This is a genomic window from Nitrobacter winogradskyi Nb-255 (assembly GCF_000012725.1).
Taxonomy (GTDB): Bacteria; Pseudomonadota; Alphaproteobacteria; order Rhizobiales; family Xanthobacteraceae; genus Nitrobacter; species Nitrobacter winogradskyi.
The window spans coordinates 1,046,967-1,064,390 of sequence record NC_007406.1; the positions used below are offsets into that span (position 1 = coordinate 1,046,967).

The window sequence follows — 17,424 nt, forward strand, 5'->3', positions numbered from 1 at the left end:
CAAGGCCCTGGAAACAGGGCCTTTTTCCTTGCTTTGGAGAAGGGCGATCCACGTGAATCCCTCAGAATAGAACGAACTGATTCGGATTTTCCGGGCTTCGTTCGCGTTTTCTTCCCCGATAGGTCCGGATGTTTTCGTACTGCTTGTCGGTGATCGCCATAATGTGGATCTTTCCGGACGCCGGCATGAACTGTTCGATCTTGCGTTCGTAAGCCGCGGCCTGTTCCTTGCCCGCGCAGAACCGCAAATATACAGAAAACTGGCTCATCTCGAAGCCCAGATCGAGAAGCTTCAGTCGAAAGCCGCTGGCCGCTTTTCGTTCTTTCTTGGTGCCGACCGGCAGGTCGAACAGGACGACAAGCCACATGATCCGATATCCTGAAAGTGCTGGCGGTGATCTCGATCTGGTCGGGGCGCCCGCCATGTTCACAAGCCCAGAGGCAGGCCCGGCTGCGGCAAGGCCAGTCGATTGATCTCGCCGGCGTAGGCCTTCGCCAGTGAGCTCGCCAGGCGCTCGAGGCAAACCATCATCGGGCTCAATCCCTCGCTCGTGGGGAGGTCGATGACCATCGTGCGAGCCAGCGCCGCCTTGGCATCGGTTGTGACATCGACGACTCCCTCGATCTTAGAGTCTTTTTGGGTTGATCTGACTCGTTTGAGGATTCACGGAGGGGTTTTTCTGGGCCAGGGTTTGGCTGTCTTGATTCGGAGGCAGCGATGACACGGGCCTATTCGTCTGATTTGCGCGAGCGGGTGATTGGTGCGGTTGCGGGCGGGCTTTCGGCAACCTCGGCGGCCAAGGTTTTTTCGGTGAGTGCCAGCAGCGCGATCAAATGGGTCCGTCAGTGGCGGCTTGACGGACGAACGGCGCCGAGCGGCCTTCGCGGTCATCGTCGCGCGGTTCTTGAGCCGCATGCCGCGTGGCTGCTCGACCTGATTGGGGCACAGTCGGATATCACGCTTGAAGAAGTCCGGGTCCTGCTGCGCGAGCGCGGCATTACGGTCAGCGTGGCAACGGTGTGGAGCTTCTACGACCGGCGCGGCATCAGCTTCAAAAAAAAGCGTTTACGCGACCGAGCAGGATCGGCCCGACGTGGCGATGGCCCGCGAGGTCTGGAAAGCGCAACAAGGGCTGCTTGATCCAGCCCGCCTCGTCTTCATCGATGAGACCGGCACCTCGACCAACATGGCGCGATTGCGTGGCCGCTGCCGCCGTGGCCAACGCCTGGTCGGCAAGATTCCACACGGTCACTGGAAGATCACCACCTTCGTCGCGGCACTGCGCCACGACGCTATCACCGCTCCCTTTGTCATCAACGAGCCGATGAATGGCGAGATCTTTCGCGTCTACCTGCAACGATGCCTGGTCCCGACCCTGAAGCCAGGCGACATCGTGGTGATGGACAATCTGCCCGCCCACAAGAACGACGATGTTCGACAAATCATCGAGGCCGCTGGCGCGCAGTTGCGCTATCTGCCGCCGTACTCGCCCGACCTCAACCCGATCGAGATGGCGTTCGCAAAGCTCAAGGCCCATCTGCGAAAGGCCGCCGAGCGATCGATCCCCGCACTCTGGAACAGGATCGGTTCTATCCTCGATCTCTTCTCTCCAGACCAATGCATCAACTTCTTCAATCACGCCGGTTATGCGTAATCTCAATCCAAAATGGCTCTAAGTCGATGAACTTCGCGGTCCACCGCCGGGCGGAACGGCTCCATCAGGTCATCGACCAGGACAAGCGCATTGCCTCGGTTCGAGTGTTTCAGCCCAAGGCTGGGATGAAGGCCCGCAGCCATGACAGCGCGCGCGGTGGCGGCGCGCAGCACCGCGTAGCCGTAGTTGAGCAGGCCATTGATGCCGCCGCCGTCCTGATCTCGTCGAAAGTCAGATCCGAGCAGAAGCCGCCAATAGCGCCGCGCCGCTTCGGCTTCGACATTGTCCGGATCGCCGGTCCGCACCTTGCGGGCCAGCAGCCTGAATCCTCCAGCCTCTGCTCCAACCGCGGCAAGCGTGGCGCCTTGCGCAAGGATCTTGGCCTGAACGATCTGCTGCCAGAGCCGCTTTTTCAGCGGAGCCGACGCATTGGCCTGATCGCTCATGCGGCCGGCCTGCGCATGATGGCCGTCGACCGGCCACACCACGGCCGCGGGACGGTGATTGGCTCCGCAAAGAACCACCGGCACGCCGCGAGCCGCCAGATTGACAAGCAGGTTGTTCGAGTAGGTTAGGCCATGCGCGTTCGCGATCACCGCCGCGACATCGTCCAGCGGCACCCGGCCGATTTCGCCGGCTTTCTCGGACACGATCATGAAGCCGCGTTCGGTCGCGAGATGACGACCGTCGCCGGCGACTTCCACTACGCGTCCCACCATGTGGTGAACCTCCTGCGGGCGAGCTTTCGCGTCGCAGGATTATGAGGCAGTGCTGCGAATGCTCGCAACACGTGTGTTAAGAAAGGGTTAATTGGACGCGATGCGCCATACCCGGCCGAGTTCGTCCACGCGCACCGGCGCGGCGTTCAGCTTCTTCAGCGTATTGTAGGACGCCATCAGCCAGCGGAAGGGGTCGACCTCGTTGTCAATGGCATGACGCTTGTCGAGATTTCGTTTCGTTATGCTCGGCAAGCTTGAAACGTCCCGCCGCCGCATCGAGCCGATGGACGACCATGATCCGGGTTCGGCCGTCATGATCGAGCCTGATCAGATCTCCTTTGTGGATTCGCATCACCAGCTTCGCGCCGTCGTTGACGCTACGCCATAGCGGCGTATGCGATATTCTCGGGCCGGCGTTTTTCTTGTTGGCATCGAAACGGCGCACCGCCTCGCCGTTCCATTTGCCGTCGACCGTCTCGAAAACTTCCACGCAGAAATTCTCGCCCGCACTGTATGCTTTGTATACGGCGCCGGTGGTTCGGTTGGTGATCGGAACGAGGTACTCCTTCGCAGCCGTGGTGAAGTGGGAGAGGTGAGGCTGGTCAGTTCACGTCGCTTTTGCCCGTCAGAGCATTTTCCGGCTAAAGCGGAATCCGGTTAGCGCGTGAAGAAATGCTCTCAATCAAAAACTTGCGCGTATTCTGATCGCAAAACCGGTATCCACTTTCGCGGAATACGCGTTAGAGCGGATTTGGTTTAGGTGACGGGGAATCGGTCTTCGTTATGCCCGGCTTTATGCCGGGCATCCACGTCTTAAGAATTTCAACGAAGAAAGACGTGGATGGCCGGGGCCATAGGCGAGCGGAAGCGACGCCGTTCTTCGAACGGCTATGCCTGGCGATGACGGATCGGTTTGTTTCCACCAAAAACAATCATACCCTAAACAAATTGCTCGCCCGGACGAGCTTGCCCTTTTTGTTTACGCCGCTGATCTCTATCGCCTGCTGCTTCCAGGCATGGGTCTGAAAAGGCGGCCAGAGCATTTTCGTTTCTGATTCAATCAGAAGCGATATGCTCTGGAGGCTCTCATGGCCCGTCGTGTCACGGGACGCGCAATCATCCGTCCCGTCAAAATCACACGCCTGCAAACATAGGTCGGGATAAAAATTCTGGAGCTATTCTAATCGATCTCAAGCAAGGTAGCTGCCTTGAATCATCTTTCCTTAATGGAATTAATCAGCCCGGTCGTGTTCCAGCCTTTCAAACAAGCTGCTCACCATCATCGCGACCTCCGTACGGTTCCGGGCCTTGAGCTTGCGCATGATGTGACGGATGTGGGCTTTCACGGTGCTTTCACACATGCCGAGTTCGTAGGCGATCTGCTTGTTCGCCTTGCCGCGGCGCAACGCCTCGATGACCATGATCTGACGCGAGGTGAATAGCTGGCTTTCATCATGACCGGCGTTCTGGAAAGACGACATCACGCTGATGGGGACAAACGTGCCGCCGGCTTCTACCAATCGCACCGCTTCCAGGGCGATGCCGAGGGTCATGCTTGTTGGAATATAACCCCGCGCGCCGCTCTCGATCGCGCGCATGACCCGTGATCCGTCCTCGACATCCGATACGATGATCAAGGGCGCGCTCACGGCGACGCGAGCGAGGCTCTCGATGTCATCGATATCATTCAGCGTCTTCTTTTGGGGAGTCCGAGCGTAGAGAAGGATAACCGAGGGAGCAGGAAAATCGCCCGCTACCTTCATCCAGTCTGACAAAGTCGCGAACGAAAAGACCGCATGACTGACATACCTGGCTTGCAAACAATACACCAGGCAATCGCGGACAAGGGCTCTTTCATCGATAATGATAATCGAGTTCTGCGCGGGCTTTGGCCCGGCGTCGAACGAATCTTTCGTTCCGCTGACGCATTGCGCGGTCCGGCTGTTGTGATCGAGGTCTGCAGCTTGTGTTGATGGTGGTGGTGAGGAGGGCCTGGCTGCGGGGTTCTTTGGACGCGCCTGCCAGGGCGAGTCTACATTAACAATAGCAGCGTTCTGCAATCGCGCTTGTCGGTGTCGGCGCGTCGGAGGCGATGCACCGCATGAGGCGCTTCCGACATTCAGTTGTGGCCGAGGGTCGAGAGGAGGACGTGGATAAGCTACTCGGACCGGGGCGGATGTCTTGCGGACTCTCTGGTCAGTCGGTGTGAAATGATGAGAAAAATGGCTTCCGTCAGAACAACGATATTCATTCGCGCTCATAGGTACCCCTACTCAATCCATTCTGAACGCTGTGACGGACGGTCGGTCCACTCCTAACCGCTCAAACCTTTCCGCCTCAGCCTCCCTATGCAATAAACTCAAACGCGGTTCAGAGTGTCCCTGTCTGACCCTCGTAAACTCTAGTTCAATTTTAGCAGCCGGACTATAGCCCTTTCATAACAGGCCGGCAGAAATCCGGTTCCCCTCCGGGCTTCAGGTCGGTTTCGCCAGGGGAAGCCCGGCAATATAAGCGTCGAAGGCGTCGACCCAGTTGCCCGTGGCCGGGCTCAGCGCCGTGCCGATGTTATGGGCATCGCCCATTAGTCCATCCGCCTCCGGCAAAGCTTCCGTTATCTGCCACGGTTCATAGCCGATCGAAGCGACGGCGCCCGGGTCGCATAAACGCGTGGCCACCATCATCGCGGTGTAGCATCCATGCTGGAACTCCCGCGGATGTGAACTGCTCAGCGTTAACGCGTCTTCTCCGATCAGATCAGCATCCATGCCCGTTATCGCTCCCCACGCCTGCGATTGAACGAGGCTTAGATCGTGGTCCTGCAAGTCACGACACCCAATTCGGGCGACGATGGTAATGAGCGTCAACATGAATCCGGCGAGGTAGGGATCACGCCAGGCGGTGTCGGGAATGCCGTTCAGGGAGGCGCGACTTCGTTCAACCAGCGGACCGATCGTCGTCACAGCCGCTCGCCGTCCTCTCCTGACTTCCGCCATAGCAACCGCCCAGCGCAGCATTCCGGTCTCCTGATCACATGATCGCGGGCTTCTCCGAGCGATGGAGGCTTGTCTTCTTTCCTATCCTACGGGACGATGGCTCCGCGGGACAGAGCGCTTATCGCTCCGCCGTCGCCATCGACCCCGTCTCTGGCGTCTTCTGAACGTTGCGGGCCAAGCGCCGCTTTAATAGATGTGATGGCCGATATGACCGCCAGCCACCTTCCTCAAAAACCCGATTTCGCCGCGCTTGAGGCGGCCGCGCCGGAAACGGCGGATCGCCGGACGACCGTTCTGTCCCTGATCGGGAGCCTGGTCTTCAACTGGTCTAACAACGAAAGCCTGTTTATCTATGTTCTAATGCTGCTTTTGAAGGTCGATCAGGTGTCGGCTGCTATCGTGTTCGCGACGCTGAACACCACCCGGGCAAGGCTCGATCTCATCCAGCGGCTGGCGCGCGTCAAGATCAGGGACAAGGCGCTTAGTAAGGAACTCGATCGCGTGATCGACCGGTTCAACGACGGCACCCACATCCGAAACGAGTTCAATCACTGCATGTATACGGTCGATAACACCGGGGTGATATCGCATACGCAGTCGATGCGTCTGGTTCAGACTCGCAGCGCCCTTCGTTTCGGTGAAGTCAAGCCGCTGGATGATGCCCGCATTCACGAGATATCGGAAGCCGTGCGTGAAATGGCGCGGATCAACAGGGAGATCTGGGATTTTCTCCCGCGGCTGGAGGATCACTTGCGGGATCGCGAGCCGACCAGCAATGACCTTAAGCCTTAGGCGACTACTCCTTTCGGTCAATGATCGTTCGCCTCAAGGCGGTTGTAAATCTACCTAAGGGCAGCTAGCGGCGAACACGCTGTTAGGAGAGCTTTGCAGCGCGAAATAGGCCAACGGCCGATTTCGTCGCCGGAAGAACCGGCGTAGCAACCGGCATCGCTTCCCGGCTAGGCCGCTGACGTAGAAGATTGGCGCGCTTTGGTCGCGACGATGCTCCTCCAACAGGAGCCTGACATGTCTAGAGATAATCGCCGTCACGATCACAAGGACGATCACAACAACGACCCGACGCAGAACCAGGGCCAGGCGCAAGCCAATCTGCAGGCTCAGCTGCAGGGACAGGCCAATCTGCAGGGGCAGGGTCAAGGCCAGGGGCAGGGCCAAGGTCAAGGCCAGGATCAGACCCAGATCGCCGCTCAGTCGCTCTATTCATCCAGCGACAATACCAATCTGAACGGCAATGGAAACCTGAACGGCAACTGGAACTCGAACGACAACAAGATCGACAACGATCTCGACAACAAGATCGAGAATGCCGTCGACAACAAGCTCGACAACAACGTTGACAACAAGCTGGACAACAGCATCGACAACAAGATCGAGAACACCGTTGAGAATACTGTCGAGACGAAGGTCGACGTCGACGTCAAGGTTGACCTGGACCTGGATGGCAGCAGCTTCGCCAATCCGGTCATCGATCTCAGCGGGATCCACGGCATCGAAGACTCGCTGATCATGCCTGACGTGGTCAACCAGACGCTGAACGGTGGTGGTAACCAGTTCAACATCGATCAGGTCAACAGCCTGGTGGATAACGATCACCTCAGCAATCCGTCGGTGAACTTCAACGGCGGCGGCGGAAGCGGGTACGATTGGTGCGATCCGTGCGATCCGAGCAGCGGCGGCGGGTTCAACATGGAGGCGCATGTCAATGGCGCCACGGCGACGATCAATGGCGCGATGGGCAGCCTCGATCACGGCAGCGTAGGCGTCAGCGCCGACTCCGTGGTGGATCAGTCTGCCTTCAACCAGACGATCACGTTGGGTGCGAACATCCAGTTCAACAGCCAGACGATCACCGCTGGCCTCGACTCCATTGACGATCATTCCATGGCCTAGTTTGCCTTTCGGCCTGCGCGGCAATCGTCGCGCAGGTCTTTTTCCGGTTACCATTGCTGATTTCAAATTCTGAGACTGCGCGGGCGCTCGCGGAGTAGGGACGTTTTGCGTGCCTGAAGGCAGGAGGCTCCCATGATTTCCGGCGGGATAACCGAGATCATCTGGCATTTCGCGGGATACCTTAGAATCTTCGATGACATCGCCCGCTTCCGGATCGCGCATGACGAGGGCGCGTATCGGTCCCACACCGAAGATTATACGACGAACCGGCCTCAATTTGCGTTCACGCCGATCGACGATGAAATGAGCAGCAGGCCCGTCGCCATCCAGAACCCTTCGGTCATGGGAGGGGCGGGGCATCATGCGCCCACGTCGCATCTCAGTCCCGTGCCGGATGTTGGTCCGGATAAAATCAATCCAATTCACGCTTCAGGCTTCCTTCCGCCGATGAGTCCCGGTGCAGGCGGCGGCGTCGGCGGAAGCGATGTCATCAAGGTCGTCTATCAGGAGGAGGGTGCGCAAAGCGAGGTTCAAACCCGCCAGTTCAACCACATGTACGACAACGATGCATTGGTTGGAACGCAGGATAGCAACCTTCTGATCGCGTTGCGTGCGGAGTCCGATCATGCGATCGCAACGATGATCGACGGTGCGGACTCGGCCATTCCGGTCGATTGGCGCGTTCCCAGCAATACCGCCGACCTTCCGGCTTTCGTCGTGAAACATCATCAGGCTTTAGCCGATCGCGACGGCGCGCCCGATCCGCATTCGGTCCAGCAAGGCTATTATGTGAACGGTGTCCTGCAGGATCCCGCGCTAAGGCCGCCTGACCAGCTTTCGGCTTCCGATCCTGCTCCCGTGCCTGACTTCGGATCCGGTCCGGGTCAATGGGCGCTCGACGGTGGAAATACGGCCACCAACGGCGCTTACATCGTCGATCTGACCGGCTCGGCGCGGACGATGCTGGTGGTGGGCGACTACTACAAGACCAATGCGATCGTCCAGACCAACTCGTACATGGACAACGACCATGTAACGGTCGGAGGCTCTGGAGCCGGTATCACGACCGGCGGTAACCAGGCCACCAACGTCGCCGACTTTGTCCAGAATCCCGGCGTCTATGAATCAATGCCAAGCTCCTTCGCTGGCCCGAACTGGTCTGTCGATGTGGTGAAGGGGGATTATTTCAACATCCGGATTTTGCTCCAGAGCAACTACCTGTCCGACAACGACGTCACGATGCAGAGCAGTTCAAGCACGCATTACGAAGTTCATGCAGGCCAGAATGAACTCGAAAACTTCGTGCTGATCAATGACGGAAACTTCAATTACGACGTTATCGTTGTCGGCGGAAGCTATCACGGCATGAACGTGATCTTCCAGAACAACATCCTCTACAATAACGATATGGTCATGATGACGGGCGACGGAGTCGAACCGGGTCAGACGGTGTCCACGGGTGGTAATCAACTTACCAACACCGCAACGATCGAGAGTTACGGCGGCGCCGATACCCAGCCCTGGAATTCGGATCTGGATAGCCTGATCCACAATATCTCGGGCGGCGCGACCGAGCTCGACCCTTCATTCGGGGAGCTTATCGCTGGAAACGGTGGCACTCTCAACATTCTTTACATCACGGGCGACTACTATGACGTGAACGCGATCTGGCAGACAAACATCGTCGCGGACGCGAACATGGCGATTCAACTTCAGGGCTCGCCGTCGGAAGTAACGGCCGGCTACTACGGCGACAGCATGACGACCCAGAACGTTGCGACGGGAGGCAACGTACTCAGCAACGATGCCGTTATTGTCGATGTTGGAAGCACTAACATACATGTCAACGGGCAGGTCTATGGCGACTCCATCCTGATCCAGGCCAATCTCGTGGAAGAGGATTCGGATCAGGTGACTCAGACGGATCCCCAGGCTCTCGTTCCCGAGGTGATCGCCTTCATCGGCCCAAACGACACAAACGATAACTCCGATACGCAGCCACACGCGACGACGTCGATTCCTCACGACGACCCCATGGCCAATATCCTCCACTAGATCTCGGACCAGAAAATCGAAACTGTCGGTTGAGGAGAGAGGCGATGAGTCTGGACGATAACAGAGGAAATTCCAATTCGTCCTCGGGTTCAGAAGATCGAGCCGAACCTGTCATCTCGCCGGCGGAGCGAGATTCAAACGATCAGTCGGACCTCGCTTCGCCCGTAAAGCCTTCCGAGACGCTTGATGGACGAGCGGAGGAAGTGTCACCTCCCGTCGCCGCGGACGGCAAGGGAGCGGATGCGCCCTTGCCTACTGCGGGTGGTGATCATCGTGGCGGAAAGGGAAATCTGAACGGCGGCGGCGGTCGTGGTCCACAGCTGCACAAGCGCTCCGGCGACAATGAATTCCGCGATGTTCTCGGCAAGGGATTGGCGGCCGCACGACAAAACCTTGTCACCGTCGGAATCTTTTCGATTGTCGTGAACCTTCTGGTTCTTTCGATTCCCATCTATCTCTTCAACATGTCGGATCGCGTGCTGACCAGCCGAAGCGTCGACACGCTGATCATGCTGTCGTCGATCGTGGTTATGGCGATCGCGGCTCATGTTCTGATGGATATGCTGCGCCGCTTCATCCTGATGAGGGTCGCCGTTGAAACCGAAGCGCGATTGGGCGGTCCCGTCCTGAGCGCCGCAGCGAAGGCGGCGCAAAGCGGATCCAGCCGGGAGTTTCAGACCCTCGCGGACTTGCAGCACCTGCGTGCGTTCATCACGGGCCCGGTTCTGCTGACGATCTTCGATGCACCGGTGGCCCCGGCCTATCTCGCCGTTGTCTTTCTGATCAATCCTCAGCTGGGCTTGATCGTGCTCGCTTCGAGCGCTTCTTTGATCGGAGTCGCGCTCATCAACCAGCGTGTCACCGCGGTGCCGTTCACGCGGGCGAATGCATTTGGAACCCGTGCGAATCTGCAGGCGGAAGCGATGGCGCGCAACGCCCAGGTGATCAATGCGATGGGCATGATTCCGGAAGGCGTCCAGATCTGGGGACAGGAAACGGTGGAATCGCTCAAGGCTCAGGTTGCCGGCCACGACCTCAACATCATCATGACCGGCATTTCAAAGTTCCTGCGCCTCGGTACCCAGATCGGCATACTCGGTTGGGGCGCTTATCTCGCGCTCGAAAGCGAGCTGACCGGTGGCATGATCATCGCGGCGTCGATTGTCGCCAGCCGCGCCCTGGCTCCGCTGGAAGGCACGATCGAGGGTTGGCGGCAGTTCGTCCAGGCTCGCTCGGCCTATAGCCGCATCAAGAGTCTGCTTCAGAGTTCGCCGCTTAACCTCGAGCGGTTGCGGCTGCCGCGTCCGGAGGGCCGCCTTAGCGTTGAGCGCATCCTCTACGTTCCCCCTCCGAACAAGAAGGTGATCCTCAACGGCATCAGCTTTCAGCTCGAGCCAGGCGAGTCGCTCGCGATCGTGGGGCCGTCCGGAACGGGAAAGACCATGCTGGCGCGAATGCTGGTGGGATCGATTATTCCGACCGCCGGGAATGTTCGTCTGGATATGATGGATCTGCGCAACTGGGATCCGCGCCAGTTTGGCGAAAGCGTCGGCTACCTGCCCCAGGAGGTTCAACTGTTTCCGGCGTCGATCAAGGCGAATATCGCGCGAATGCGCGCGGACGCGGTCGATGAAGACATCTTCGATGCGGCGGAAACGGCGGATGTTCACGAGATGATTTCGGAGATGGCTCAGGGCTACGAGACGGTGATCGGTATGGATGGCAGCCCGCTGTCGGGCGGGCAGCGGCAGCGGATCGGGCTCGCGCGCGCCTTCTACGGCAATCCCAGGTTGATCGTGCTTGATGAGCCAAACGCCAATCTGGATGCGAGCGGCGAGCGGGCGCTGGCGAAGGCATTGGTGCGCGCGAAGGAGAAGCGGATGACGGTGGTGACCATCACGCAGCGGCCGGCGCTGCTACAGAGCGTCGACAAGATCATGATCTTGCGGAACGGCGCCGTGCAGGCGTTCGGAGCGCGCGACGAAGTGATTCCGCTGATGTCAGGCCGCAAACGACCCAGCCCTTCCGCCGCGCCAATGCTCGACGCATGATCAGGGGCCAGACAGACGCGAGCCTGGAGAGACGAGCATGAGCATGACAGCGACCGGCGATCAGCCCTGGCACGTCGACCTTCCACGCTCGACACGAGGCCTCACCCTTGCAGGCGTGGTGATCGTCGCTGTGACGGTGCTGGGATTCGGTGTCTGGGGCAACACAGCGCCGATTGCCGGCGCCGTCGTGGCGTCCGGCGTGTTCGTGGCCACAGGCCAGAACAAGATCATTCAGCATCTTGAAGGCGGCATGATCGACGAGATCAAGGTTCGCGAAGGTGACACCGTGGAACCCGGACAGATCCTCGTTGAACTGGACCGGACTTCGGCGAAAGCCGAAATGCAGCGGCTCTTCCTTCGCAACGCGCGGCTCACGGCCCTCGATGCGCGCTTGCAGGCACAGGTTCGCGAGGAAACGGAAGTCCACTTTCCGCCGGAACTGGCATCCGATTCAAAGGATCCGCAGATACGCAGCATCGTCAACGCTCAACTGCTTTCTTTTACGGCCCAACGCAACAATGCCAACAGCGATATTGCCGGGATTGAGGATAGCATCAAGGCCCTGAACGAGCGCATCGCGGGTTCCAAGGTTCAACTCGACGGCGTGCGGCGACAGATCGCGCTGATCGAAGAAGATATCAAGACCAAGGAGCACCTTTTGGCGGCGGGGCTCGTGCGCAAGCCCGAGGTTCTTCTTCTGCAACGCAATCAGGCCAATCTGGAAGGCGAGGTCGGCCGCATCATGGGCGACATCGGTGACGCCAAGGAGCGGATATCCCGCGCGGTCGAGCAGATCAACGGCGTGCGGAAGGTCGCCATCAAGACCGCCGTCGAACAGATGCACGAAGTGCGTGGTGAACTGGCCGATGTCCGCGAGCGGATGCAGAGCGCAAAGGGCGTCCTTGACCGGACCACGATCCGCGCGCCGGTCAAGGGCGTCGTCGTCAAGCTGCGATTTCATACGCGCGGCGGCGTGGTGGAGCCGGGAAAGCCCATCATGGAGTTGCTGCCGCTTGATGAGCCGTTGATCATCGAAGCCAGGGTGAGGCCCCAGGATATCGACTCGGTCAAGCACGGCCAGGAAGCGATGGTTCGGCTGACGGCGCTCAGCCAGCGGATTACGCCGATGGTTTCCGGAGACGTTATCTATCTCTCGGCCGATACGGTCGCCGACGAAAAGAAGTCGCAACAGACCGGACCGAGCGACATCTATGTCATTCGCGTGCGGCTGAACAACGCCGAAGTTGTCGCGATCCACGGCTTCCATCCGACGCCGGGCATGCCGGCTGAAGTCTTCATCAAGACCAGCGAACGAACCTTCTTCCAGTACATCATGAAGCCGATCGATGACAGCATGTCACGGGCGTTTCGCGAGCGATAGGAGCACGGCGGGGGGACGCAAAAGAGCAGACAACATGAGCGCGCAAAGAGGGCTCCAATGCACATCGACCTCATAGAGGATATGGATACTTTCAGCCGGTTGAGAGAGAACTGGGACGAGGTCTATGATTCCGATCCCTATGCAACGCTGTTCCTGTCCTGGACCTGGCTCCTTTCCTGGCTGGAAAAGCTTTCCACGCCATGGATCGTTCTCGCGGCCAAAAGAAGCGGATCAGATGCTCACTATGTCGCGTTCTTTCCACTTCGGATCGACACCAGGATCGATGGAGAGGGGCGTCTTTCCAACGATCTTCGAATGGCCGGTAGCCACGCCGCAGACTATTGCGGGTTGATCTCGATTCCCGATTTCGAATCAGACGCGATCACCGCGTTCGCCCAACAGATCAAGCGCTTGAACTGGACCGACTTTGTTCTCGGAAACTTTAGTGGATCTGACGCCAGGTTCACAAAGCTCGTATCATGCTTTTCCCAATCAAAGTTCACCATCAGCCAGATGGATCGCGTCAACAAGACAGATCAGGTTGACAATGCGTTATGTCCGTATGTGGAACTGCCGGACGACTGGGATACGTATCTTGAAACCCTCAGCGCCAATACGCGGCAGAAGCTGCGCCGCCTGCTGCGCGTGGTCGATGCCAATAGCGATTACCGCATCACTCACGCGACCGCCGATACGGTGGCGACGGATCTGGATACGCTTCTGCGTTTCTGGGAGATCAAATGGCGGCCCAGAAAGGGAAAGCTTACAGACAGCCTCGTTCGCGCGCATCGCGCCATGCTTTCTCGCAGCTTCGATCGCGGCTTGCTTTTTCTGCCGACGCTCTGGGCGGGCGACCGTCCCCTTGCCGCTCTGGCCATCCTGGTGGATGAACGGAAGAAGTCATTCCTGTTTTATATCACGGGACGGGACGAGGAATTCGCGGGTCCTCAGCCCGGGCTTATCCTGCACGGCCACAGTATTCGCTACGCCATCTCATGCGGGATGAAGCGTTATGATTTTCTGCGAGGAAACGAGCGTTACAAGTACTCATTCGGCGTCAATGAGCGTCGGCTTCATTGCTACGTTGTCGCGACGCGAAGCGGTCGCAATCTGGGTGGACGACTTGACGTACGGGCGATCGCAGACGCCTTGAAGGAAGCGACGGATCTGCATCAGGAAGGGAAGATCGATCAGGCGGCGCGGGCCTATCGTCAGATACTCGAAACGGATCCGCGAAATGAAGGGGCGCTCCATCGCTACGGTCAGCTTCTTGCCAGAAGAGGCGATCACGTTGCTGCAAAACGCATGTTCAAGCTGCTCACCCGAATGAGAACCGACACCTACAAGCCATGGCTTCTGCTCGGGCAATCCTGCGAAGCCATGGGCCAGTTTCTCGAAGCGGCGAACGCTTATCGCGAGGTGATCCGGTTGCAGCCGGCCGTGCCGGACATTTTCAGCAAGCTCGTCAACGTTCTTTTCAAGGCCGGCCGCATTGAGGATGCGAGGCAGGCACTCATGACCAGCTATGGAGTCGGATCGACGGGTGCGGAAGGTGGTGCATCGTTCAGCATTCACTGAACGGAATGCCTGAACGGATGACGCCGATCCTGTTATGGGTGGGCTGATGTTGTGTTTTGATGGATGCTCGCGCGAACCGGTCTGCTCTGCGCGGCTTCGACGTTCCTCTTCTTCACGCGGTTCGGCATCCATCCTTAGGGCTTAATCCTGAGGAGATGCTTCGTTCGAAAACACTATAAGATCCGCGAGACGGATCCGGATGCATGATCCGAAAACCGTCTCGCGCCTTTCAGCAAGGGGTCTATGGTCCTCTTGCCGGGTCGGTGTGGAAGCCGACGCCGACCGCGCCTCTGCGGATCGGATAGTTATGAGAGACCGGATCAAGCTGCGGGAACAGGGCGTCGACCGCCGTCTCACGCTCCATCGGCGGAACCACGAAGCGCTCCTCGAAGGTCGGCATCGATGTCAGACGCCAGATCGCCTCGACTTCCGCCGCGGTGGTCTTGCCTTCCGACAGCGCCCGCTGCACCTCCTCGTCCGGAATGTCCTTGACCTTCCGCGAACGCATGTAGACGCGCACCGCAACCAGCTTCTTGTAGACGTCGCGGATGATCTCCTCATTGCCGCCCGACAGCAGACTCGCCATGTAGCGAAGCGATACGCGTGATCGCTCAAGCGAACTCATCAACGGTCCGAGCCGCGCTTCATGAGAGATGTTGTTGTAAACGCCGTTCTCCACCTTGGCCAGAACCGGCCCCAGCGGCGGCACATAGAACAGCATCGGCAACGTGCGGAACTCCGGATGCAGCGGTAGCGCGATGCCCCACTTCTTCACGAACTGGTAGACCGGTGATTGTTGCGCAGCCTGGATTTTCGCAGCCGGAATCCCGTTGGCTCGCGCGGCGGCGATGATCTCCGGATCGAACGGATCCTTGATGATGTTGCGCTGGGCCATCACCAGCTGATCCTGCGGCGACTTCGCCGTCTCCTCGATCGCGTCCGCATCGTAAAGCACGAGGCCGATGTAGCGGATGCGTCCCACGCAGGAGTGGAAGCACGCCGGCGGCTGGCCGCTCTCAAGACGCGGATAGCACAGGATGCACTTCTCGGCCTTGCCGGTCGACCAGTTGAAGTAGGTCTTCTTGTAGGGGCAGCCCGAGACACACATGCGCCAGGCCCGGCAGCGTTCCTGGCTCACCAGCACGACGCCGTCCTCACCACGCTTGTAGAGCGCGCCCTGCGGGCAGGCCGCAACGCATCCCGGATTGAGGCAATGGTTGCAGATGCGCGGCAGATAGAAGAACACCGTGCTGTTGATCTCGTTGATCTGGCGCATTTCCTCGTCGGAGGCGCCGTCGAAGTTCGGGTCGTTGTTGGCGTAAACCTGCGAACCGCCGAGGTCGTCGTCCCAGTTCGGACCCGCCTCAATCGTGTCCATGTATTTGCCGGTCACCATCGAAATCGCCCGCGCGGTCGGCTGCTCGTCAGCCAGAGGCGCAGTGATCAGGTTCTGGTAGTCGTAGGTCCACGGCTCGAAATAGTCGTCGAGCGTCGGCAGATAGGGATTGTAGAAGATGTTCGTCAGCGTTCCCCACTTGCCCTGCAGCCGAAGCCGAAGGCTCTTCTGCCTCTGACCGTCAACCACCCAGCCGCCACGATACTTGGTCTGGTCTTCCCAACGTGTCGGGTAACCCGTACCCGGCTTGGTCTCCACGTTGTTCCAGTACATGTACTCGGTGCCCTTGCGATCGGTCCAGATGTTCTTGCACGCGATGCTGCAGGTGTGGCAACCGATGCACTTGTCCAGGTGAAAGACCATCGAAACTTGAGCTCGGATGTCCATGTGTCTACTCCTTCGTTCCTATGGCTCGTTCTTGTCGTTGTTATTCGAGCTTGTTGGCCTGGGATCGTGCTTGTGTTTTTCGTCTTCAATGCCGCGAACGCGACGCATCTCGCCGGGAGATGCGTCATGGTTATCCTTCTCGTGGCCGGCACCACGGGTTTGCTATGGCTGTATCGGCGCAGCTCAAACGACAGTCGTCTCGCTGCGAATCCTGCGATTTCTTACTGCGTGAGTATCTTCGGGCCGCAGGTTCACCACGAAGATGATGTTCGTGCCTCAGGCCGGCTTCCTGGCGCCGACTAAGCCGAAGGCAACTCAGCAGACGCTTTAACCGCGGTCTTGCTAACCGACTTATCCGATGTCGGATTCGCGGATGTCCGCGGTGATGCGATCACGGGCACGATGCTATGAGAATCCGTGACTGGCAGAGCCGAGTGAAGATCAGGCTTGCGAGCCGTCAAGCGCCGGAACGCCTGCATCAACGAGACACGTAAACTGACGGCCATGCCGCGCAAAGCGTCCCATAATGTCGCCACGCCTAGATTCGGTACAAGGATCGACGCTGCTCCGGATTCAGGCAGCCCACGGTTCAGAACGAGACGTGAAGCGTGCAGGGGAGCAATGGATCCGGCGTGAGCATGCTCATGGTCGAGATCGTTGCCAGGCAAAACCGCCGGCAATTGAAGAACGGTAGCCGTTTGACCTTCTATCAGACGGTTGATCTTTACGATTTCCCCATTGGGAAACTCCAGCGCATCATGCTGGACGTAGGGATCATCCAGGTTGACCTGACGGAAGCTCGCGACCGTATAATTCACGCGCGCCTTGCCAAAAACTCGTACGCCGAAAACTTTGGGGCTTAGGGCGCGATCATATTCGACGGCGGCGTCAAAGGCGAGTTCCGTTCCCGGAAGCAGGCAGACCGCCATCTGCGGCGCGTCATCGTGAACGACGAGCCGGGCTCCGATTTCACCAACGGCAGCAAAACCACGCGCGCTGGATCGCGCAAGTTCCATCGTGACCAGTTGGTCGCCTACCTGGGCGGGTCGCGAGGAGACGTGATGCAGGCTATAATCGCACATGAAAGGCTCCTCAAATTCGCATCACACATTTGCGGCCTTAACATCAGCGTGCACACTTCGTTCCTTCAGTGTCTCGCTACACCTCCATCAATGCCAATCAATTTTCCGGCATGGATCAAAATCGCCTTGGAGCGATGCAGATCGTGCGGATGAAATGAACTCTTTTCAGGTTTGATTGGCTCGTCTAATCGAACGTCGTTCATTAATGAGGGAAGAG

The 17,424-nt window shown here is 58.7% G+C and carries 15 protein-coding genes; 7 read left to right on the forward strand and 8 right to left on the reverse strand.

The window, feature by feature from the left end; genetic code table 11:
* Window positions 1-61: 61 nt before the first annotated feature.
* Both cas2 and NWI_RS17865 read right to left on the reverse strand, forming a co-directional pair.
* Window positions 62-367, reverse strand: coding sequence for a CRISPR-associated endonuclease Cas2 (gene cas2, locus NWI_RS04935; protein WP_011314256.1), 306 nt, complete (start codon window positions 365-367; stop codon window positions 62-64).
* Window positions 368-426: 59 nt separating this feature from the next.
* Window positions 427-570 (reverse strand): hypothetical protein, encoded by a 144-nt coding sequence (locus tag NWI_RS17865; protein WP_187148014.1) that lies wholly within the window; start codon window positions 568-570, stop codon window positions 427-429.
* A 147-nt stretch (window positions 571-717) separates the two neighbouring features.
* On the opposite strand from NWI_RS17865, the gene NWI_RS16735 reads away from it, so the two are divergent.
* Window positions 718-1,654, forward strand: a protein-coding gene (locus tag NWI_RS16735; protein WP_148203782.1) for an IS630 family transposase whose coding sequence is annotated in 2 segments (ribosomal slippage) — window positions 718-1,053 and window positions 1,055-1,654 — 936 coding nt in all. Because the reading frame shifts where the segments join, the coding sequence is not laid out codon by codon here.
* Between the two features lie 2 nt (window positions 1,655-1,656).
* Here the strand turns inward: NWI_RS16735 and cas1 are convergent.
* The 4 genes from cas1 to NWI_RS04965 form a co-directional block, all read right to left on the reverse strand.
* Complete coding sequence (gene cas1 / locus NWI_RS04945) at window positions 1,657-2,373, reverse strand: type II CRISPR-associated endonuclease Cas1 (RefSeq protein WP_011314258.1); 717 nt, start codon at window positions 2,371-2,373, stop codon at window positions 1,657-1,659.
* A gap of 205 nt (window positions 2,374-2,578) precedes the next feature.
* Window positions 2,579-2,863 (reverse strand): hypothetical protein, encoded by a 285-nt coding sequence (locus NWI_RS04950; RefSeq protein WP_011314259.1) that lies wholly within the window; start codon window positions 2,861-2,863, stop codon window positions 2,579-2,581.
* Between the two features lie 742 nt (window positions 2,864-3,605).
* On the reverse strand, window positions 3,606-4,634 hold the full coding sequence (locus NWI_RS04960; RefSeq protein WP_011314260.1) for a LuxR C-terminal-related transcriptional regulator: 1,029 nt from the start codon (window positions 4,632-4,634) through the stop codon (window positions 3,606-3,608).
* Between the two features lie 213 nt (window positions 4,635-4,847).
* Entirely contained in the window at window positions 4,848-5,387 is a 540-nt protein-coding gene (locus NWI_RS04965) for a hypothetical protein (RefSeq protein WP_011314261.1), read from the reverse strand.
* Between the two features lie 186 nt (window positions 5,388-5,573).
* Here NWI_RS04965 and NWI_RS04970 point away from each other — a divergent pair, with 186 nt between their 5' ends.
* From NWI_RS04970 to NWI_RS04995, 6 genes are all read left to right on the forward strand, one after another.
* The gene (locus NWI_RS04970) at window positions 5,574-6,158 is read left to right on the forward strand and encodes a hypothetical protein (protein WP_011314262.1); all 585 of its coding nucleotides are present in this window, start codon (window positions 5,574-5,576) and stop codon (window positions 6,156-6,158) included.
* 198 nt (window positions 6,159-6,356) lie between these two features.
* Window positions 6,357-7,277 (forward strand): hypothetical protein, encoded by a 921-nt coding sequence (locus tag NWI_RS04975; RefSeq protein ID WP_244374986.1) that lies wholly within the window; start codon window positions 6,357-6,359, stop codon window positions 7,275-7,277.
* A gap of 132 nt (window positions 7,278-7,409) precedes the next feature.
* Complete coding sequence (locus NWI_RS04980) at window positions 7,410-9,332, forward strand: hypothetical protein (RefSeq protein ID WP_011314264.1); 1,923 nt, start codon at window positions 7,410-7,412, stop codon at window positions 9,330-9,332.
* A gap of 44 nt (window positions 9,333-9,376) precedes the next feature.
* Window positions 9,377-11,383 carry a type I secretion system permease/ATPase gene (locus tag NWI_RS04985; protein WP_011314265.1) on the forward strand — a complete coding sequence of 669 codons (2,007 nt, stop codon included), beginning with the start codon at window positions 9,377-9,379 and terminating at the stop codon, window positions 11,381-11,383.
* Window positions 11,384-11,420: 37 nt separating this feature from the next.
* A complete protein-coding gene (locus NWI_RS04990; protein WP_011314266.1) occupies window positions 11,421-12,764 on the forward strand; it encodes an HlyD family type I secretion periplasmic adaptor subunit in 1,344 nt (447 codons plus the stop codon).
* Window positions 12,765-12,821: 57 nt separating this feature from the next.
* The gene (locus tag NWI_RS04995; protein ID WP_011314267.1) at window positions 12,822-14,342 is read left to right on the forward strand and encodes a GNAT family N-acetyltransferase; all 1,521 of its coding nucleotides are present in this window, start codon (window positions 12,822-12,824) and stop codon (window positions 14,340-14,342) included.
* Between the two features lie 241 nt (window positions 14,343-14,583).
* On the opposite strand, the gene narH is transcribed toward NWI_RS04995, so the two are convergent.
* Window positions 14,584-16,125, reverse strand: coding sequence for a nitrate reductase subunit beta (narH, locus tag NWI_RS05000; RefSeq protein WP_011314268.1), 1,542 nt, complete (start codon window positions 16,123-16,125; stop codon window positions 14,584-14,586).
* Window positions 16,126-16,424: 299 nt separating this feature from the next.
* Window positions 16,425-17,207: a hypothetical protein gene (locus NWI_RS05010; protein WP_011314269.1), complete on the reverse strand. Its 783-nt coding sequence runs from the start codon at window positions 17,205-17,207 to the stop codon at window positions 16,425-16,427.
* Between the last annotated feature and the right edge of the window lie 217 nt (window positions 17,208-17,424).